This window comes from Psychrobacter sp. CMS30 (assembly GCF_904846565.1).
In the GTDB taxonomy this organism is placed as follows: domain Bacteria; phylum Pseudomonadota; class Gammaproteobacteria; order Pseudomonadales; family Moraxellaceae; genus Psychrobacter; species Psychrobacter maritimus.
In genome coordinates, this window is record NZ_CAJHBF010000024.1 from 1 (window position 1) to 20,562 (window position 20,562).

Annotated in this window: 13 protein-coding genes, 1 tRNA gene and 1 pseudogene; all 15 read left to right on the forward strand. The window is 43.1% G+C overall.

Going from position 1 to position 20,562, the window contains the following annotated elements; all coding sequences use genetic code 11:
• Positions 1 to 440, forward strand: a pseudogene (locus JMX94_RS11335) (hypothetical protein); the annotation flags it as partial.
• Positions 441 to 960: 520 nt separating this feature from the next.
• Positions 961 to 1,335 (forward strand): 30S ribosomal protein S12, encoded by a 375-nt coding sequence (gene rpsL, locus JMX94_RS11340; protein ID WP_183621325.1) that lies wholly within the window; start codon positions 961 to 963, stop codon positions 1,333 to 1,335.
• A 223-nt stretch (positions 1,336 to 1,558) separates the two neighbouring features.
• On the forward strand, positions 1,559 to 2,032 hold the full coding sequence (gene rpsG, locus JMX94_RS11345) for a 30S ribosomal protein S7 (RefSeq protein WP_183621326.1): 474 nt from the start codon (positions 1,559 to 1,561) through the stop codon (positions 2,030 to 2,032).
• A 414-nt stretch (positions 2,033 to 2,446) separates the two neighbouring features.
• The gene (fusA, locus tag JMX94_RS11350; RefSeq protein WP_201565491.1) at positions 2,447 to 4,573 is read left to right on the forward strand and encodes an elongation factor G; all 2,127 of its coding nucleotides are present in this window, start codon (positions 2,447 to 2,449) and stop codon (positions 4,571 to 4,573) included.
• A gap of 237 nt (positions 4,574 to 4,810) precedes the next feature.
• Complete coding sequence (gene tuf, locus JMX94_RS11355) at positions 4,811 to 6,001, forward strand: elongation factor Tu (protein WP_068405116.1); 1,191 nt, start codon at positions 4,811 to 4,813, stop codon at positions 5,999 to 6,001.
• 401 nt (positions 6,002 to 6,402) lie between these two features.
• Positions 6,403 to 6,478, forward strand: a tRNA-Trp gene (locus JMX94_RS11360).
• A gap of 51 nt (positions 6,479 to 6,529) precedes the next feature.
• Positions 6,530 to 7,018, forward strand: coding sequence for a preprotein translocase subunit SecE (gene secE, locus JMX94_RS11365; RefSeq protein WP_201565493.1), 489 nt, complete (start codon positions 6,530 to 6,532; stop codon positions 7,016 to 7,018).
• 71 nt (positions 7,019 to 7,089) lie between these two features.
• On the forward strand, positions 7,090 to 7,620 hold the full coding sequence (nusG, locus tag JMX94_RS11370) for a transcription termination/antitermination protein NusG (protein ID WP_201565495.1): 531 nt from the start codon (positions 7,090 to 7,092) through the stop codon (positions 7,618 to 7,620).
• Between the two features lie 92 nt (positions 7,621 to 7,712).
• On the forward strand, positions 7,713 to 8,144 hold the full coding sequence (gene rplK, locus JMX94_RS11375; RefSeq protein WP_068405081.1) for a 50S ribosomal protein L11: 432 nt from the start codon (positions 7,713 to 7,715) through the stop codon (positions 8,142 to 8,144).
• Positions 8,145 to 8,846, forward strand: coding sequence for a 50S ribosomal protein L1 (gene rplA, locus JMX94_RS11380; protein WP_201565497.1), 702 nt, complete (start codon positions 8,145 to 8,147; stop codon positions 8,844 to 8,846).
• 387 nt (positions 8,847 to 9,233) lie between these two features.
• Positions 9,234 to 9,761 carry a 50S ribosomal protein L10 gene (gene rplJ / locus JMX94_RS11385; protein WP_201565499.1) on the forward strand — a complete coding sequence of 176 codons (528 nt, stop codon included), beginning with the start codon at positions 9,234 to 9,236 and terminating at the stop codon, positions 9,759 to 9,761.
• A 126-nt stretch (positions 9,762 to 9,887) separates the two neighbouring features.
• Positions 9,888 to 10,259, forward strand: coding sequence for a 50S ribosomal protein L7/L12 (gene rplL, locus JMX94_RS11390; protein ID WP_201565501.1), 372 nt, complete (start codon positions 9,888 to 9,890; stop codon positions 10,257 to 10,259).
• An 855-nt stretch (positions 10,260 to 11,114) separates the two neighbouring features.
• On the forward strand, positions 11,115 to 15,233 hold the full coding sequence (rpoB, locus tag JMX94_RS11395) for a DNA-directed RNA polymerase subunit beta (protein WP_201565503.1): 4,119 nt from the start codon (positions 11,115 to 11,117) through the stop codon (positions 15,231 to 15,233).
• 188 nt (positions 15,234 to 15,421) lie between these two features.
• On the forward strand, positions 15,422 to 19,642 hold the full coding sequence (gene rpoC / locus JMX94_RS11400; RefSeq protein ID WP_201565505.1) for a DNA-directed RNA polymerase subunit beta': 4,221 nt from the start codon (positions 15,422 to 15,424) through the stop codon (positions 19,640 to 19,642).
• A gap of 304 nt (positions 19,643 to 19,946) precedes the next feature.
• Complete coding sequence (locus tag JMX94_RS11405; RefSeq protein WP_201565507.1) at positions 19,947 to 20,474, forward strand: DUF6586 family protein; 528 nt, start codon at positions 19,947 to 19,949, stop codon at positions 20,472 to 20,474.
• Positions 20,475 to 20,562 lie beyond the last annotated feature (88 nt).

Here is a 20,562-nt window from a genome sequence, read left to right on the forward strand (position 1 = left end):
TAGACCAAATTAACTTGTCATGGATACGCCGCTTCTTACCAGTGACCGCTGTGATCATTGGTATGCGCTATAACAGTCAGCTGATTGCTGCAGTGATTGGCGTGGCGCAAGCGACTTTTGCCCCTGAAGCCAAACTTGCTAACCGTGCGATTACCGACGATAGCAGTAGTGAAGCCGAAGTGAGCAAACCTGCTAGCGATGATAAGCAGCAAGATACTGAGAAACAAGATACTGAGAAACAAGATACTGAGAAACAAGATACTGAGAAACAAGATACTGAGAAAAATGCTAAGAAAGAGTCAGGCGAAGATACTGACAGCAAAAAAGAATCCGCTAGAGGCAATGATAAAGACGTCGCGGAAGAAACCGAGAAAGTAAGCGATAAAAAAGACGCTAAAAAGGGTAGTGCGGACAAAGTGGCTGACAAGCAAAGCAAATAGAAATAATGTCGCCCTTTATGAGCTTAGTACTTAGTTTTTTTTAATTTATCTTTTACTATATTATAAGTACGGTGCGCATTTAGTGCTAAAATGGGCGGTGCTCTCTTTTTTCCATTGAGCTTTTACTCATTAAGATTTTTCTCATTAAATATGAGATACTCTTTGATAATAAGCTTGAAAAATAAGATAGCATCACCATTTAGCTCTCATAAATTGCTATTTGTTTATTTCTAAATATCTTATCTGAACGATGTATGACGCTACTTTCGATACCATATTTAACAAACTGCTTTTTAGCCAGATTTTAACTAAAAACAGATAAAGTGGTATAGTGGTAGGCGTAATGCATATCTATCGAATGTTGTAAAGTACAATCACTCATAAGTGGTTGAAATAGCAGCAACAACTCTTTATAATACACTGTCCTAAAAATGGGTGTTCCGAAATCTGTCGTTAATGTCAGATGGTTGGCGCATTGCCCCATTTTTTTGTTTTATACCAAACGGGAGAAGGATGCCTCATGGCAACAACTAACCAATTGATTCGTAAAGGTCGCAAAACCATCAAGGAAAAGTCAAAAGTTCCTGCGTTGGAAGCGTGCCCACAACGCCGTGGTGTATGTACTCGCGTATATACTACTACCCCTAAAAAACCTAACTCAGCCATGCGTAAAGTATGTCGTGTACGTTTGACTTCAGGCTATGAAGTATCAAGCTACATCGGCGGCGAAGGTCATAACCTACAAGAGCACAGTGTTGTTCTTATCCGTGGTGGTCGTGTAAAAGATCTACCAGGTGTACGTTATCACACCGTTCGTGGTGCACTAGATTGCGCAGGCGTTAAAGACCGTAAACAAGGTCGTTCTAAATATGGTGCTAAGAAGCCTAAAGCTTAATAACTAAATGTTATTAGCTAAGCTTTTTTGTATCACCCATTAACTGTGCATGGGTCTGGTGTTAACGGTATTTTGTTAAATTAATGATTATTAAATGAATAATTTGCTGTTATAACATACCGCCATGCAGTAAGGCTGACTGACAACTCGATATAACGCCATCCAATATCAATTGGTGCGAGATTGTGAATGTCAGACACTCCTGAAGAAAAGGATTATTATTATGCCAAGACGTCGCGTCGTTGCTACCCGTGAGATCCTACCGGATCCTAAGTTTGGTAGCCAAACTGTTGCAAAATTCATCAACCATGTCATGAGTCATGGTAAAAAATCTACTGCTGAGCGTATCGTTTACGGTGCTCTTGAAACAGTTAGCGAAAAACGTAAGATCGAAGACCCAGTCGCTTTCTTTGAAGAAGTTCTAGAAAACGTCCGTCCAATGGTCGAAGTAAAAGCTCGCCGTGTCGGTGGTGCAACCTACCAAGTACCAATGGAAGTACGCCCCTCCCGTCGTACTGCCTTGGCTATGCGTTGGTTAGCTGAAGCTGCTGCTAAGCGTTCTGAAAAATCAATGGCTTTGCGTCTTGCAGGCGAATTGAATGATGCTGCTGACGGCAAAGGTAATGCTATGAAAAAGCGTGACGAAGTTCACCGCATGGCAGATGCTAACAAAGCATTCTCTCATTACCGTTTCTAAGCTGGTCTTATCTTTTAATTCTAGCCTAGACGCTTAGGATTAACGGTTTCGGCCAGTTAATCCTTGTATTGTTGATTTATTCTATTGATTGCCGCCATCATCATTGGGTTGTTTAATTATTCTCATCGTAAGGTGATTGAATCGTTAAACCACTTAGATGGCGGACATCTGTCAAGATGCTGTTCTGAAAGGGATACTACTTCGAGAAGCCTGCAAACTTACAAAGCTTGTAACGCTCACAAAGAAAGTTTCCTGAGTTTGATGCCGCTATATTCTTATATTTGCTCTTTTTTTGTCCGTATTTGGCCCAATAATCAGTAAGTAATATTACGAAGTCCGATGGCTTTGTCATAGAGAGTATGAGGTAGAGACACAACACATTATTATATACACGAATTTCCCTAGGAAAACACTATGGCTCGTAAAACTCCCCTAAAGCGCTATCGCAATATTGGTATCTCAGCGCATATTGATGCTGGTAAGACGACCACAACTGAACGTGTTTTGTTCTATACTGGTGTTAGCCACAAGCTTGGCGAAACCCATGATGGTGCAGCTACCATGGACTTTATGGAGCAAGAACAAGAGCGCGGTATTACCATTGCTTCTGCGGCGACGACTTGTTTTTGGTCAGGTATGGCAAAACAGTTCGACGAACATCGCATTAACATCATTGACACCCCAGGTCACGTTGACTTCACGATTGAAGTTGAACGTTCTATGCGTGTACTTGATGGCGCGTGCATGGTTTACTGTGCAGTAGGCGGCGTTCAGCCACAGTCTGAGACCGTATGGCGTCAGGCAAACAAATATAAAGTACCACGCTTAGCATTCATTAACAAAATGGATCGTGTTGGTGCTGATTTCTACCGTGTGGTAGAACAGATCAAAACTCGTCTAGGCGGCAAAGCTGTACCATTGGTTATTCCAATTGGTAAAGAAGATGACTTTGAAGGCGTTGTGGATCTAGTGACCATGAAAGCCATCTATTGGGACGAAGCGTCTCGAGGTATGGAATATGATGAGCGCGAAATCCCAGTAGAACTACAAGAAAAAGCGGAAGAATATCGTGAGTATCTAGTAGAGAATGCGGCTGAAGCATCAGAAGAATTGATGAATGAATACCTAGAAAATGGTGAATTGACGGTAGAGCAGATTCATGGCGCTATTCGTAAACTAACTATTGATAACGAAATCATTCCACTTCTTTGTGGTACTGCCTTTAAAAACAAAGGTGTACAGAAGATGTTAGACGCGGTTATTCAGTATCTTCCTGCGCCAATGGACGTACCGGCTATTAAAGGTATCCTTGATGACAAAGACGAATCTGAAGGCTTCCGCGAAGCGTCTGATGACGAGCCGTTTGCAGCACTAGCGTTCAAAATCATGAACGATAAGTTCGTTGGTAACTTAACTTTCGTTCGTGTTTATTCAGGTGTTCTAAAGCAAGGCAGTAGCGTTTATAACCCTGTTAAAATGAAGCGTGAGCGTGTTGGCCGTATCGTTCAGATGATGGCAGATGCTCAGGTAGAGCTACAAGAGATCCGCACGGGTGATATCGCAGCGTTAGTTGGCATGAAAGATGTCACTACTGGTGATACCTTATGTGATGAGCAAAATGTTATCACGCTAGAGCGTATGGAATTCCCAGATCCAGTTATCAGCCTAGCGGTTGAGCCTAAGACTAAAGCTGACCAAGAAAAAATGTCAATTGCTTTGGGTCGTTTGGCAAAAGAAGATCCATCATTCCGTGTACATACTGACGAAGAGTCTGGTCAGACGATCATCAGTGGTATGGGTGAGCTACATTTGGAAATTCTTGTTGACCGTATGAAGCGTGAGTTTAACGTTGAAGCAAACATCGGTGCGCCGCAGGTTGCTTATCGTGAAACGATTCGGAACACGGTTGAACAAGAAGGCAAATTCGTACGTCAGACTGGTGGTCGTGGTAAATTCGGTCACGTTTGGTTACGTCTTGAGCCTCTGGATCCAGCGGGCGAAGTTCTATATGAATTCTCTGAAGAAGTTGTTGGTGGTACAGTACCAAAAGAATTCCACGGTGCGGTTGATAAAGGTATTCAAGAACGCATGAAAAACGGCGTACTTGCTGGTTACCCAATCGTTGGCGTTAAAGCAACCTTGTATGATGGTTCTTACCATGATGTTGACTCGGATGAGTTATCATTTAAAATGGCTGGTTCTATCGCATTCCGTAAAGGCTTCATGGCGGCAAACCCAACCCTACTTGAGCCAGTAATGAAAGTAGAAGTTGAAACTCCTGAAGACTACATGGGCGATATCATGGGCGATCTTAACCGTCGTCGCGGTATGGTTCAAGGCATGGAAGACTTGCCTGGCGGTACTAAACAGATTCGTGCTGAAGTACCATTAGCGGAAATGTTTGGTTATGCCACACAAATGCGCTCAATGTCTCAAGGCCGTGCAACCTATTCAATGGAATTCCAAAAGTACGCTGAGATTCCAAAATCAGTTGCAGAATCTATCATCTCTAAATTCAACTCTAAAGATGATGACGAGTAAATAATACGTATTAATCTGACAATATCGAGCATATCTCTGTATTGTCGGTAGAGAATCCGCCAATAATTGGTTAAAAGACTTGTTATTGGCCGCGATTTTCTTATAATATCTGCACATTAGTATGTGCACCCTTTTAACAACTATTTTAATGTGGCCAGTAATGCTTTAACCCTAGTACGTAAAATGTCGTACTTATATAAGTTAAGCACTGACCCCAAAAAAAAAGAGGAAATACCCATGGCAAAGGCCAAGTTTGAACGCAGCAAGCCACACGTCAACGTCGGTACCATCGGACACGTTGACCACGGTAAAACAACCCTAACCGCCGCTATCGCAACCGTAGCAGCAATCACCTCTGGTGGCGAAGCCAAAGACTACGCGTCTATTGACTCAGCACCAGAAGAAAAAGCACGTGGCATCACCATCAACACCTCACACGTAGAATATGACACCCCATCACGTCACTACGCACACGTCGATTGCCCAGGTCACGCCGATTATGTTAAAAACATGATCACCGGTGCCGCTCAAATGGACGGCGCAATCCTAGTTGTATCAGCAACTGACGGCCCTATGCCACAAACCCGTGAGCACATCTTGCTTTCACGTCAGGTTGGCGTACCGTACATCATCGTCTTCATGAACAAGTGTGACCTTGTTGATGACGAAGAATTGCTTGAGCTAGTAGAAATGGAAGTTCGTGAACTTCTTAACGACTACGACTTCCCAGGTGATGACACCCCAATCGTAAAAGGTTCAGCCACCCAAGCCCTTAAAGGCGACGAAGGCAAATATGGCCAACCAGCCGTAGTAGAACTACTAGGTATCCTAGATACTTATATCCCAGAGCCAGAGCGTGACATCGACAAAGCATTCCTAATGCCAATCGAAGACGTATTCTCAATCTCAGGTCGTGGTACTGTTGTTACTGGTCGTGTTGAATCTGGTATCGTACGTGTTGGTGACGAAATCGAAATCGTTGGTATCCGTGACACGCAAAAAACCACCTGTACTGGTGTAGAGATGTTCCGTAAACTGCTTGACGAAGGTCGTGCAGGCGAAAACTGTGGCGTACTACTACGTGGTACCAAACGTGAAGACGTACAACGTGGCCAAGTACTTGCTAAGCCAGGTTCTATCACCCCTCACACCAAGTTTGACGCTGAAGTATACGTACTGTCAAAAGAAGAGGGTGGTCGTCACACACCATTCCTAAACGGCTATCGTCCACAGTTCTACTTCCGTACTACTGACGTAACTGGCGCAATCCAATTACAAGACGGTACTGAAATGGTTATGCCTGGTGATAACGTTGAGATGGGCGTAGAGCTTATCCACCCAATCGCTATGGACAAAGGTCTACGCTTTGCAATTCGTGAAGGCGGCCGTACGGTAGGCGCTGGTGTTGTTGCTAACGTACTTAGCTAAGCATTAAAGCACTAACGCTATCAGAGTAATCTGATCACGTTAAGCAGTTAGAAAAAAGCCATCCTTGTAAGAGGGTGGCTTTTTTTGTGGGTGTAGAATAAGTGATTAAATATGAATGGTTGAAGAGTAGGGCTGAATAAGAAGATATTCCCATTTTAACTGTATTTATAAAAATTCGTTTTTAAACCTGCTAGCTATCTATTGTAATTCTTGACTGAGCTTGCTATATTAACGCTGCAGCTTATCAGCACCTTTTATGCTAAATATTTAAGATTATTATGCATATAAAGTGTGTAGATAATAAGGTTTCAGAATAGCGACATTAAGGCGATAGAAGAATTTTATTCCTAAATGCTTGCATTCTATGCCAAATATTGTATAATGCTGTCCTTTACACCCATAGGCGATTGGCTCAATTGGTAGAGCATCGGTCTCCAAAACCGAGGGTTGTAGGTTCGAGTCCTACATCGCCTGCCATCTTCTTATCACATCTTTGTCATACCCCACCATCTCCGAAGTGAGTTCTTTATGAGCAATAATCAAGATAACCTCGAGACTAAGTTATCTGATGCCAAGGCAGTTGCTGGTGGAATGCTGTCCAAAGATAAGCACGTTTCAGCTGGCAATCAAACGACTGCTGTTGAAGTTGCTAAAACTGGTTCAGTAAAAGATGTGATTTTGTGGCTATTAGCCGCAGCGATTTTAATTGGTGCAACGTTAGTTAATCAATACTTACCTGGCTATTGGCAACCTGCCAATGATGTTTGGGTGCGTATTGGTATTATCGCGGCGCTGGTTATCATTGCTTTCGTGTGCTTGGCATTAACAAATCAAGGTCGCGCTTTTAAAATATTATTAAAAGATGCGGCCGTTGAGCTGCGCCGAGTCACATGGCCAGGCAAAGATGAAACCTTCCAATACACATGGCAAGTGCTTGTCATGATTGCGATTGTTGGCTTCCTTGTTTGGTTATTAGATAACTTTTTTAATTGGTTCGTTGGTATCTTTATTGGTTAATGACGCGTATTAGTGTCCTTTAAGCCAAAATTTACTCATAACGACTTAACTGTAATGATCAGGAGCGTGATATGCGTTGGTATATTGTCCAAGCGTTTTCAGGATATGAAAAGCAAGTACAACGTTCATTAACTGATCGTATTAATCGTAGTGACTTTGCTGATTCGTTCGGTGATGTGTTGGTTCCTACTGAAGAAGTCGTCGAAATGAAAGACGGCAAAAAGCGTAAAAGCGAGCGTAAGTTCTTTCCGGGTTATGTATTAATCCAAATGGAGATGAACGACAACACTTGGCACATCGTTAAAGATTGCCCACGTATTATGGGCTTTATCGGTGGCACGCCAGAGACGCCTGCACCTATTACGCAAGTAGAAGCAGATCGCATCTTGAACCGTCTGAACCAGACTGAAGCTGACCCGCGTCCTAAGACTCTATTTGAGCCGGGCGAAGAGTTGTTGGTTATCGATGGTCCATTTACTGACTTTAAAGGGTTGGTTGAAAAAGTGGATTATGAGAAGTCTAAGCTACATTTAACGGTAAACGTATTTAATCGACCGACTCAGGTCGAGCTTGAGTTTAGTAAGGTTGAAAAACTAGACTAAACCTGCCACAAATTCATCAACCGGGGAGCTGTTAGTCAATAAGGGTTATACCACATTGATTTGGCGCTATTACCCATAAAGGAGAGTATCTCATGGCTAAGAAGATTGATGGTTACATCAAACTACAAGTGCCTGCAGGCAAAGCAAATCCTTCACCACCGATTGGTCCAGCATTGGGTCAAAAAGGCGTGAACATCATGGCGTTCTGTAAAGAATTTAACGCTGCGACCTCAAACCAAGAGCCGGGTCTACCGATTCCTACTGAGATCACTGTATACAGCGATAAGTCTTTTACCTTCATCATGAAGTCACCACCAGCTGCATACTTACTACGTAAGGCTGCTGGCATCGCTAAAGGTTCTGGTACACCAAACACCGCTAAAGTCGGTAAAGTGGACCGTGCTCAGTTAGAAGAGATCGTTAAGACTAAAGATGCAGATTTAACTGCTGCTGGTCTTGATGCTGCTGTCCGTACCATCGCTGGTACTGCACGTTCAATGGGTATTACCGTGGAGGGTGTGTAAATGAGCAAACTTACTAAGCGTCAAAAGTTAATCGCTGAGCGTGTAGAAAACGAAAAATTATACACTCTTGAAGAAGCGGTTCAAATCTTAAACGATTTGCCAGCTCTTAAATTTAAAGAGTCTATCGACATTGCAGTAAACTTGGGCGTTGACCCACGTAAATCTGACCAAGTCGTTCGTGGTGCTACCAACCTACCTGCTGGTACTGGTAAAACCAAACGCGTTGCTGTATTTGCTCAAGGCGCTGCTGCTGAAGCCGCCAAAGAAGCTGGTGCTGACATCGTTGGTTTTGAAGACTTAGCAGAACAAATCAAAGCCGGTAATATGGACTTTGACGTCGTTATTGCTGCTCCTGATGCAATGCGTGTTGTTGGTCAATTAGGTACTATCCTAGGTCCACGTGGCCTGATGCCTAACCCAAAAGTTGGTACGGTAACGCCTAACGTTGCTGAAGCTGTAACTAACGCTAAAGCGGGTCAAGCACAGTATCGTGTTGATAAAGCGGGTATTATCCATACCACTATCGGTCAAGTTGGTTTCACTGCTGAGCAAGTTATCCAAAACGCTCAAGCACTAATCACAGATCTAAAGCGTGCTAAACCTGCTACTTCTAAAGGGACTTTCATTAAGAAAATTACCTTGTCTAGCACTATGGGCCCAGGTATCACCATTGATCCTGTTCCATATCGCACAGCGAAATAATTAAACATCTGCCTTTATTTGACGATTTCAAATAAAGGCCGCAAAAATATTTTAAAGAATTAGGTCAGCGTAGCAAACGCTATGCTGTCTAAGACCGTAGGTAGAAAGCGGTTTTGCGTTATTATTAATGATTTTCGGATTGCTGATAATAACAATGAGCTGCTTTTGTTAATCGACGACAGATGAAAATCTTAGTTGTCCTACGCAGACGGTGACCCACCCAGTTGTTGATAAGAGCCGATAGGGCAACCTATCACTTGATGTCATTCTGATAACGGTGCCGTAATCAGTCGTTATGAGTGAATTCTTCATGGAATTTATAAATAACGTATCGTATCAAGTCAGTCTTAGTATGAATTAGATTGATTAGATTAAAGGAGTCAACTTATGGCATTAACGCTAGAGCAAAAACAACAAGTTGTGGCTGAAGTGTCTGAAGTTGCTGCTAATGCTTACTCAGCAGTAGCTGCCGAATATCATGGTATTGGTGTTGCAAAGCTTACTAAGCTACGCGAACAAGCCCGTGAGAAAGGCGTCGTTTTGAAAGTGGTAAAAAACACCCTAGCAAAACGCGCGTTTGAAGGCACTAAGTTTGAGAGCATGTCAGACCGTATGACTGGTCCACTACTTTTGGCTTTCTCTATGGAAGATTTGGGATCTGCTGCTCGAGTTGTTTTCGAGTTCAGTAAAGATAACAAAGCTTTAGAGACCAAATTGGTATCAGTCGGTGGTGAAGTTTATGGTCCAGAAGAGCTAGAGCGCGTATCGAAGCTACCAACTCGCGACGAAGCAATCTCTATCCTAATGGCTACTATGAATGCACCAGTTACCAAGCTTGTTCAAACTATGAACGCTGTTCCTAGTAAGCTTGTTCGCACTGTAGCAGCAATCAAAGACGCAAAAGAAGCTGCTTAATTGCTTGTTTTAACGTAACTTTGACATCGCCGATTGCACTTTATTGCCAACACTATTTGAAAATTTGGCAAGCAATCCAAGCGATATTAAAACCAACTAAATTTTATCAGATAACGGAGAGTTCTCATGGCACTATCTAAAGATGATGTGTTAAACGCAATCGCTGAAATGTCAGTAATGGATATCGTTGAATTAATCAGCGCTATGGAAGAAAAATTCGGCGTAACAGCTGCTGTTGCTGCTGCTGCACCTGCTGCTGCTGGTCCTGCTGCTGCTGCTGAAGAAAAAGACGAGTTTGACGTAGTTCTTGCCAGCTTTGGCGAGAAGAAAGTTGGCGTAATTAAAGCCGTACGTGAAGCTACTGGTCTTGGCTTGAAAGAAGCGAAAGATTTGGTTGAAAGCGCTCCAGCTCCAATCAAAGAAGGCGTAAACAAAGCTGAAGCTGAAGAGTTGAAAAAGAAACTTGAAGAAGCTGGTGCAACTGTTGAACTAAAATAAGCTGAGCTTATCTTAGTGTTGTACAAAAAAAGCTGGTAATGCCTTGCATTGCCAGCTTTTTTTTATTATAATTCGTAGCTTGACCTTTTGTGTCTGCCAACATACGCATGCAACATCACGGTGGATACCCATCAAAAGGACAGACGATATACATGCAAGTACACTTAGTAGTTATTGAAATCAGTTAATATAAGCTAAACGTCGATCGATGTTTGGCATTTTTTTGTGTCTGCATGCTTTCCCATTAACGCTATAGTTTATACTGATTCTAAAAGTCATTGTTTCTAAAAGTTATAGTTACCCCAGTTACCATTAATTCCGAAAAGTTATAAATATTCGATTATCCATTTAGCATGGTTTTACTGTCAGTAAGTAGGCTCGTAGACGGTAGATATCAGCGACGATATTACTTATGATTGTAGCTGGTGAGTCGTTTGCTGTGTAGTATTAAAAAGCACCATTAAATAGCATGAAATTGAACTTAATACGCAACACCCTTGTTTTAGATATCGACAACGCTTTAAAGGTATCAATAACACTTTAAGTGAATTTATAAAGAGAATCAATAGTATTTAAAGACCAGTGCTTGGCCTTAAGTACTATAGAGTGTAGGGCATTGAAATTTGCAATGTCAGCACCCATATAGGCATGTTTAGATGCCGATTTTACGCTTAAATAAGCTGGCTTAATCATGCACTATACGCGTGAATTAATCATCAGTCATTAAATGAGCATGAATAACCGTTTTATATTATCGTTTACGTCGCTAAGTTTGCATAGTATTAATATCAACTAATATAGATGCACGCTGGCCACGCTTTCAATTTGTTTCCACGTTTACTGTAAGGACTCTCGATGGCATATTCTTATACTGAAAAAAAGCGTATTCGCAAAAGTTTTGCTGAATTGCCTACTGTGATGGACATTCCCTATTTGTTGTCTATCCAAGTAGATTCTTATGAGCAATTTTTGCAAGAGCATAAAAAGCCAAAAGCTCGTGAGAATACTGGTTTGCAAGCTGCGTATTCCTCTATTTTCCCAATTGAGAGTCACTCTGGTAATGCTGAGTTACAATTCGTTGAATATTATTTAGGTACGCCTGAATTTGATGAGCGTGAGTGTATCTTACGCGGCTCGACCTTTGCTGCGCCGATGCGTGTCAAAATTCGCCTAATCATCAAAGACAAAGACAGCAAAGATAAAGACAGCAAAGCGGCAATCAAAGATATCCGTGAGCAAAGCGTCTATATGGGCGAGATGCCATTGATGACTGCCAACGGTACTTTTATTATCAATGGTACTGAACGTGTAATCGTATCACAGCTGCATCGTTCACCGGGCGTATTCTTTGACCATGATAAAGGTAAGTCGCATTCAAGTGGTAAGGTGCTTTATAACGCCCGTATCATTCCTTACCGTGGTTCATGGTTAGACTTTGAATTTGATGCCAAAGATTTGGTTTTTGCTCGTATTGACCGTCGTCGTAAGCTGCTTGCTTCTATCATCCTACGCGCTTTAGGTTTAAGCACGTCTGAGATCTTAGATTTGTTCTTTGATAAAGTGGCGGTTTATAAAGGCGAAGAGCAGTTTGAGATTGATCTGGTAGCTGACCGCTTACGTGGCGAGATGGCGCAGTTCGACATTGTGACGCCTGAAGGTGAAGTGGTTGTCGAGCAGGGCAAACGTATTAATGCTCGCCGTATCCGTCAGCTTGAAGAAGCGGGTATGACCAAAATCTCTATCCCTGATGAATACTTATATGAGCGTATTTTAGCGGAAGACATCGTTGTTAATGACGAAGTTATCGCTAAAGCCAATACGCTGATTGACCATGAATTATTGGTTAAATTAAGTGCGTTTGAAGCCAGTGAGTCTATCAAAGAATTCAGCATTCTGTTCACCAACGATATCGACCAAGGCAGTTATATTGCCGATACGCTACGTGCAGACAGCACCTCAAGCCGTGAAGAAGCCTTGATTGAGATTTATAAAGTCATGCGCCCAGGTGAGCCACCAACGGTTGAAACCGCTGAGAAGCTGTTTGAAAGCATGTTCTTTAACCCTGATCGTTATGACTTATCGAATGTCGGTCGTATGAAGTTTAACCGTCGTTTGGGTCTAGAATTTGAAGATACTGATGACGCTGATATTCAACGCGGTCGTAGCGTCTTGACCAATGATGATATCGTTAACGTCCTAAAAGAATTGATTGAAATTCGTAATGGTCGCGGCGAAGTCGATGATATTGACCATTTAGGTAACCGCCGTATTCGTTCGGTAGGCGAGATGGCTGAAAACCAATTCCGTGTTGGCCTAGTACGTGTTGAGCGTGCGGTTAAAGAGCGTTTAAGCTCAGCGGAATCTGATAACTTATCACCACAAGATTTGATTAACTCAAAGCCAGTAGCGGCTGCGGTTAAAGAATTCTTTGGTTCAAGCCAGTTGTCACAGTTTATGGATCAGAACAATCCATTGTCAGAAGTGACGCATAAACGCCGTGTATCAGCATTAGGACCCGGTGGTCTGACCCGTGAACGTGCAGGTTTTGAAGTACGTGACGTACATGATACCCATTATGGCCGTGTATGTCCGATTGAAACTCCTGAAGGTCCAAACATTGGTTTGATTAACTCACTAGCAACCTTTGCTAAAACCAACAGCTTTGGCTTCTTAGAAACGCCATATCGCCGTGTGGTTGACGGTAAAGTAACAGACGTTATTGAGTATCTATCAGCGATTGAAGAAGTTGGTACTGTTATTGCACAGGCTGATTCACCAGTAACCGCAGAAGGCGCCTTATCTGATGAGATGGTCAGTGTGCGTAGCTATGGTGAATTCGTCCGTATGCCGCCAGAAAAAGTGACGCATATGGATGTGTCACCAAGTCAGGTGGTATCGGTAGCTGCTGGTTTGATTCCGTTCCTAGAGCATGATGATGCTAACCGTGCCTTGATGGGTTCGAACATGCAACGTCAGGCTGTTCCTACGCTACGTGCTGATAAGCCGTTAGTAGGTACAGGTATGGAGCGTCACGTTGCGCGTGACTCTGGTGTTTGTGTTATCGCTAAGCGTGGCGGTGTAATCGAAGACGTTGATGCCTCACGTGTTGTGGTCCGTGTTAATGAAGATGAGATGGTCGCTGGTGAAGCGGGTATTGATATCTATAACCTCGTTAAATATACGCGTTCTAACCAAAACACTTGTATCAACCAACGTATTATCGTAAACCAAGGCGACGAGATTGCTGTGGGTGATATCTTGGCTGATGGTCCATCAACGGATCTTGGTGAGCTTGCACTGGGTCAGAATATTCGCATCGCATTTATGCCTTGGAATGGTTACAACTTCGAAGATTCGATTTTGCTATCTGAAAAAGTGGTGAAAGAAGATCGTTTCACGACCATTCATATTCAAGAATTGACTTGTGTGGCACGTGATACCAAGCTTGGAACAGAAGAAATTACTGCTGATATTCCAAACGTTGGTGAAGCGGCGCTATCAAGCCTTGATGAAGCAGGTATCGTTTATATCGGTGCTGAAGTAGATGCTGGTGATATCTTAGTTGGTAAAGTCACGCCAAAAGGTGAGACGCAACTGACGCCAGAAGAGAAACTACTACGGGCTATCTTTGGTGAAAAGGCTGCTGATGTTAAAGACACCTCATTGCGTGTTCCAACATCAAGCAAAGGTACGGTTATTGACGTGCAAGTCTTTACCCGTGACGGCGTTGAGAAAGATGCGCGTGCAAAAGCGATTGAAAAATCACAGCTTGATAGCTACCGTAAAGATTTAAAAGAAGAGCTACGCATCTTTGAAGAAGCAGCTCGTGGTCGTATCGCAAGCTTGCTTGACGGTCAAAAAGTCAGTGGCGGTTCTGGTCTAAAAGCCGGTACAGTGATGGCATTGGCTGATATGAAAGACATGAGCCTTGAGACTTTGCTTGATATCCAACCGGTTGAAGAAGAAATCTCTGAGCGTCTAACGCAAATCGCTGATTACTTGGTCGATAAGCAAAAAGACATCGATGTTAAATTTGCCGAGAAAAAACGCAAATTGACCGCTGGTGATGACTTACAACATGGCGTACAAAAAATCGTTAAAGTATATCTAGCGGTTAAGCGTCGTATTCAGCCTGGTGATAAAATGGCTGGCCGTCATGGTAACAAAGGTGTGGTATCGCGCATTATGCCGGTTGAAGACATGCCTTATGACGAACATGGCAATACCGTTGATATCGTCTTGAACCCACTCGGTGTACCATCGCGTATGAACATCGGTCAGGTTCTAGAGACTCACTTAGGTATGGCAGCAAAAGGCTTGGGCGAAAAGATCGATGGTATGCTCAAAGCACAAGCAGCGATTAAAGATTTGCGTGATTTCTTAGACCAAATCTATAACAAAGTGGGCGGCGAGCAAGTGGATCTTGATAGCTTAAGTGATGATGACATCATGGCGCTAGCGGACAACTTACGCGGCGGCGTACCGATGGGTACCGCAGTATTTGATGGTGCTCATGAGCATCAAGTCAAAGACTTGCTAGAGCTTGCTGGTATGGCGCGTGATGGTCAGCAAACATTATATGACGGTCGTACTGGTCAGAAGTTTGACCGCCAAGTAACCGTTGGTTATATGTATATGCTGAAACTTAACCACTTGGTTGATGACAAAATGCATGCGCGTTCTACTGGTTCTTACTCACTAGTGACGCAGCAGCCGCTCGGTGGTAAAGCACAGTTTGGTGGTCAGCGCTTCGGTGAGATGGAAGTCTGGGCACTAGAAGCATATGGCGCGACTTATACCTTGCAAGAGATGCTGACGGTGAAGTCGGATGACGTTGAAGGCCGTACCCGTATGTACAAAAACATTGTCGATGGTGAGCAATATATGGATCCAGGTATGCCTGAATCGTTTAACGTGTTGACCAAAGAAATCAAATCACTGGGTATCAATATTGAGTTAAAGCAAACCCATTAAGCACGGCTGACTGAAGCTACCTTTAACATAGCTTTAGTTAATTATTATCCTTAGTGGTCAATCTAGAAGCAGTACGCGCATAGCTGCTGCTTTTAGTGATTTGTCTCAACCCTATTCATTGCCTTCATTCATCTTAGCCGCGCTCCTAGCACGCTGTCAGATGATTATAAAGATAACGGAGAAGCAACTTGAAAGATTTACTCGATATCATGCAAAGCCCTACCGGCAACGGTAACCAAGAGTTTGATAGTATTCAAATTACCTTAGCCTCACCTGACGTGATCAAATCATGGTCACATGGTGAAGTTAAAAAACCAGAAACGATTAACTATCGTACGTTTAAGCCTGAGCGTGATGGTCTGTTCTGTGCCAAAATCTTTGGTCCAGTAAAAGACTTTGAGTGTTTATGTGGTAAATACAAACGCCGTAAGTTCCAAGGTGTTATTTGTGAAAAATGTGGCGTTGAAGTCACGACTGCTAAAGTACGTCGCGATCGCATGGGTCATATTGACTTAGCCAGCCCTGTTGCGCATATTTGGTTCTTAAAATCATTACCAAGCCGTATCGGTCTATTGCTAGACATGACGCTTCGTGATATCGAACGCGTCCTATATTTTGAAAGCTATATCGTCACAGAACCTGGTCTGACTTCTTTAGAGAAGTATCAGCTGCTTGATGATGAAGATTATTATAAAGCGCTTGAAGAGTTTGGCGATGAATTCACTGCCAAAATGGGTGCTGAAGCGGTTCAAGACCTATTAAAAGACATCGATTTAGATATCGAAATTGATGAGCTGCGTGAAGCAATTCCGCAAACCGGTTCTGAAACCAAGCTTAAAAAGATGTCTAAGCGTCTTAAGTTATTAGAAGCCTTCCGTGATTCTCATAATAAGCCTGAGTGGATGGTAATGAATATCTTACCAGTACTACCACCAGATTTGCGTCCGCTAGTACCACTAGAAGGCGGCCGTTTTGCGACCTCAGATCTAAACGATTTATATCGCCGCGTGATTAACCGTAACAACCGTTTAAAGCGTCTATTAGAGCTAAGCGCCCCTGATATCATCGTACGTAACGAAAAACGTATGTTGCAAGAATCAGTCGATGCCTTGCTTGATAACGGTCGTCGCGGTCGTGCGATTACTGGTAGTAACAAGCGTCCATTGAAATCTTTGGCAGATATGATCAAAGGTAAGCAAGGTCGTTTCCGTCAAAACTTACTTGGTAAGCGTGTTGACTACTCTGGTCGTTCGGTGATTGTTGTTGGTCCTACGCTACGTCTACATCAGTGTGGTCTACCGAAGAAAATGGCACTTGAATTGTTTAAGCCATTTACTTATAACAAATTATTGTCTCATGGTTTAGCAACGACGATTAAAGCTGCCAAAAAGATGGTAGAGCGTGAAGAGCCACAAGTGTGGGATATGCTGGCCATGGTTATCCGTGAGCATCCAGTACTCTTGAACCGTGCGCCAACGCTTCACCGTTTGGGTCTACAAGCATTTGAGCCAGTATTGATTGAAGGTAAAGCCATCCAGCTGCATCCTCTAGTCTGTACCGCGTTCAACGCCGACTTTGATGGTGACCAAATGGCCGTTCACGTGCCATTGACCCTAGAAGCGCAGCTTGAATCACGTGCATTGATGATGTCGACCAACAACATCTTGTCGCCTGCTAACGGTGATCCAATCATCGTACCATCACAAGACGTTGTATTGGGTCTGTACTACATCAGCCGTTCGTCAATCAATTCTAAAGGCGAGGGCATGATTTTTGCCACCGTTAATGAAGCATTGCGTGCGATTGGTTCAAACGATTTGCATGTAAACGCCAAGATTAAAGTACGTGTGACTGAAACTCATGTCGACGAAGAAGGTAATGAGACTAAAGAAGTCAAGTTACAAGACACCGTCGCTGGTCGTCTACTTATCTGGAACATTATGCCTAAAGGTATGTCGTTCGATGAGTGTAACGAAGAGATGACGAAGAAAAATATCTCTAAATTGATCAACTCTTGCTACCGTAAAGTTGGCGTGAAAGAAAGTGTTATGTTTGCTGACCAATTGATGTACCTTGGTTTTGCCCAAGCAACACTGTCTGGCGTGTCTATCGGTATCGATGACATGGTCATTCCGCCAAGCAAAGTACAAATCATTGAAACCGCAGAAGCGGAAGTTCGCGAGATTGAAGACCAGTTCGAGCAAGGTTTTGTGACTGCGGGTGAGCGTTATAACAAAGTTGTCGATATTTGGTCACGTACCAATGATAAAGTCGCGAAAGCGATGATGGACAACTTAGCGACTGATAAAATCTTAAATGCTAAAGGTGAAGAAGAAGAGCAGAAATCCTTTAACTCTATCTTTATCATGTCAGATTCTGGTGCTCGTGGTAGTGCGGCACAGATTCGTCAGTTGGCAGGTATGCGTGGTTTGATGGCAAAACCGGATGGCTCAATCATTGAGACGCCGATTAAAGCCAACTTCCGTGAAGGTTTGACCGTACTTCAGTACTTTATCTCAACGCATGGTGCCCGTAAAGGTCTTGCGGATACCGCACTGAAAACGGCTAACTCGGGTTACTTGACCCGTCGTTTGGTTGACGTGGCACAAGATTTGGTTATTACCAGTGAAGACTGTGGTACTGAGCAAGGCTTGCTCATGAAGCCGCATATTCAAGGTGGTGAAATCATTGAGAAGCTCGGTGAGCTAGTACTTGGTCGTGTGACTGCTCGTGATGTAACGTATAACGATGATGCTGATAAAGTATTGATTCCAGCGGGTACATTAATCGATGAGCATTGGGTAAATGTGCTTGATAACAACGCGATTGATGATATCTGGGTACGTTCGGTTATTACTTGTGATATCGAACATGGCGTTTGTTCACAGTGTTATGGTCGTGACCTTGCCCGTGGTCATAAAGTCAATATCGGCGAGTCAGTCGGTGTTATGGCAGCCCAGTCTATCGGTGAACCTGGTACTCAGTTAACGATGCGTACTTTCCACGTTGGTGGGGCAGCAAGTTCAGCCTCTGTGGATAACAGCATCTCAGCACGTAATGCTGGTCAAGTGCACTTTGAGAACATGAAAACAGTGCAACATACCGATGGTCACTTGGTTATCGTGTCGCGTTCAGCTGAACTGGCGTTGACTGATGAGCTTGGTCGTGAACGTGAGCGCTATAAAGTTCCTTATGGTTCAAGCGTGCTTGTGAAAAACGAAGAGCAGGTCGAAGGCGGTCAGACTATCGCTAAATGGGATCCGCACACGCATCCAATTATCACAGAATTTGCTGGTACTGCACGCTTCAGTGACATCACTGATGGTATGACAGCGACGGTAAAAGTTGATGATGCAACCGGTATGAGCTCGTTTGAAATTTTAGCGACTCGTGACCGTTCAAGCTCAGCCAAAGACTTACGTCCGGCGATTATCTTGAACACTGACGAAGGTAAAGAAGTGGTTTACTTCTTACCAGCTGAAACCATCATTCGCGTTAGCGACGGTGAAAAAGTAGCAGCCGGTTCGATCCTAGGTCGTGTACCACAAGCATCATCAGGTACTAAAGATATTACCGGTGGTCTACCACGTGTTGCTGACTTATTTGAAGCACGTCGTCCGAAAGATCATGCCATCATGGCAGAGATGTCGGGTGTAGTCAGCTTCGGTAAAGAAACCAAAGGTAAAAACCGCTTCATTATCACCAATGAAGATGGTGAGATTCATGAAGAGCTGATCCCGAAATGGCGTCAAATCAACGTCTTTGAAAACGAGACAGTTGCTCGTGGTGAGGTTATCGCTGATGGTCCACAAAACCCGCACGATATCCTACGTCTGAAAGGACAAACCGCGCTTGCTGACTATATCGTTAACGAAGTACAGGACGTATACCGCTTGCAGGGTGTAAAAATCAACGATAAGCACATCGAAGTTATCATTCGTCAGATGCTGCGTAAAGTTGAAGTAACGGACGGCGGCGATTCAAGCCACTTTAAAGGTGATCAAGTTGAATATGCTGATATCAAAGCCTTGAATGCTAAACTGGAAGCGGAAGATAAATTCCCAGTACAGTATGAGCGTCAATTACTTGGTATTACCAAAGCAAGTCTGGCAACAGAAAGCTTTATCTCAGCGGCGTCGTTCCAGGAAACCACTCGTGTTCTAACTGCGGCTGCCGTAACTGGTAAAGTGGATGAGCTACGTGGTCTGAAAGAAAACGTCGTTGTTGGTCGCTTGATTCCTGCCGGTACTGGTCTTGCTTATCATAAAGCCCGTAAAGAAAAAGCGGAGCAAAAACTGCAAGATAAAGACTTGAATGCAGCGTTTGATATGACAGCCAGCACTGATAGCAAAGACTTTGCAAGCTTTGATGAAGCGTTTGCCCAAGAGCTTAACCAAGGCAATCACTAATCTAAATAACGCTTAGTTTTTTTCTCAATAAAAAAGCCAGCCTAAGTTGCTGGCTTTTTTGTGGCTTAAAGAAAATAAATCAGGTAAATTATTTGTTTAGAATGTGACTTCAGAAAATAGTACACTGCTATATAGATGGTTTTTTAAATGTTTCTAAATATATGTTTCTAAATATATATCCTAATCGCAAAACAAAGCTTATTAAGCAGTTTTACTTATTCACGTAAAAGCTGTTTAAAAGACCTATTATTATAATCGTAATACCTATTAAACAAATCATTCACTAAATAACAAGGATAGGCGCATGGCAGGTAAGACTCGCGTTGCCAAATACCAAGCTGACCGTACCAATCAAAAGCTGTATTTTTGTCGTTTGGCTTGTCAGGCGGCCGGTAATACTAACGATAAACAGCTCTATCAAGCCCATTGTGAAACCGCTATTTTTCACCTATACGGGACATATCTTGCTTTTGTACAAGAACTTGGGCATTTTTATGGTTTAAGTATGACAGCGCCAACCTTAGCAGATATTGAAGAAGCACTCAGCGCCCGTACCCAAGTATCGCCTGAAGTGCAGCGCTTACAACAATTACAGCAACAAGGTTTTTTAGCCAATATAGAGCATGCTTATCAGCGCTGCTTGTATGCGGTATTGCCTGATAATGTTATCGATGAGAAGACGGGTAGTGAGATAAAAGAAGCGCCTGATTTGATTGTAAATGTTGTGACGTTATCGAATCAGTGGTTGCCAGACGAAGCGACCATACGTGAATGGCGTCAGCAGTTTGCGGAGCTGATTGAGCAGCTACGTGCTGGTATGGTAGAGTTTTAATATCATCAGCCGCTTTTCAAATCAATTCCCTTTAAGCTTATAAATTCGCCTTAACTTCAAATACAGGCTCTAAAAGCGCAAAAAAAAG

Excerpts from the sequence above, each read along its gene's own strand:
- rplL (WP_201565501.1), top strand. The coding sequence starts at position 9,888 with ATGGCACTATCTAAAGATGATGTGTTAAACGCAATCGCTGAAATGTCA.
- tuf (WP_068405116.1), top strand. The coding sequence starts at position 4,811 with ATGGCAAAGGCCAAGTTTGAACGCAGCAAGCCACACGTCAACGTCGGT.
- nusG (WP_201565495.1), top strand. The coding sequence starts at position 7,090 with ATGCGTTGGTATATTGTCCAAGCGTTTTCAGGATATGAAAAGCAAGTA.
- rpoB (WP_201565503.1), top strand. The coding sequence starts at position 11,115 with ATGGCATATTCTTATACTGAAAAAAAGCGTATTCGCAAAAGTTTTGCT.
- JMX94_RS11405 (WP_201565507.1), top strand. The coding sequence starts at position 19,947 with ATGGCAGGTAAGACTCGCGTTGCCAAATACCAAGCTGACCGTACCAAT.
- rplK (WP_068405081.1), top strand. The coding sequence starts at position 7,713 with ATGGCTAAGAAGATTGATGGTTACATCAAACTACAAGTGCCTGCAGGC.
- secE (WP_201565493.1), top strand. The coding sequence starts at position 6,530 with ATGAGCAATAATCAAGATAACCTCGAGACTAAGTTATCTGATGCCAAG.
- rpsL (WP_183621325.1), top strand. The coding sequence starts at position 961 with ATGGCAACAACTAACCAATTGATTCGTAAAGGTCGCAAAACCATCAAG.
- rplJ (WP_201565499.1), top strand. The coding sequence starts at position 9,234 with ATGGCATTAACGCTAGAGCAAAAACAACAAGTTGTGGCTGAAGTGTCT.
- rpsG (WP_183621326.1), top strand. The coding sequence starts at position 1,559 with ATGCCAAGACGTCGCGTCGTTGCTACCCGTGAGATCCTACCGGATCCT.
- rplA (WP_201565497.1), top strand. The coding sequence starts at position 8,145 with ATGAGCAAACTTACTAAGCGTCAAAAGTTAATCGCTGAGCGTGTAGAA.
- fusA (WP_201565491.1), top strand. The coding sequence starts at position 2,447 with ATGGCTCGTAAAACTCCCCTAAAGCGCTATCGCAATATTGGTATCTCA.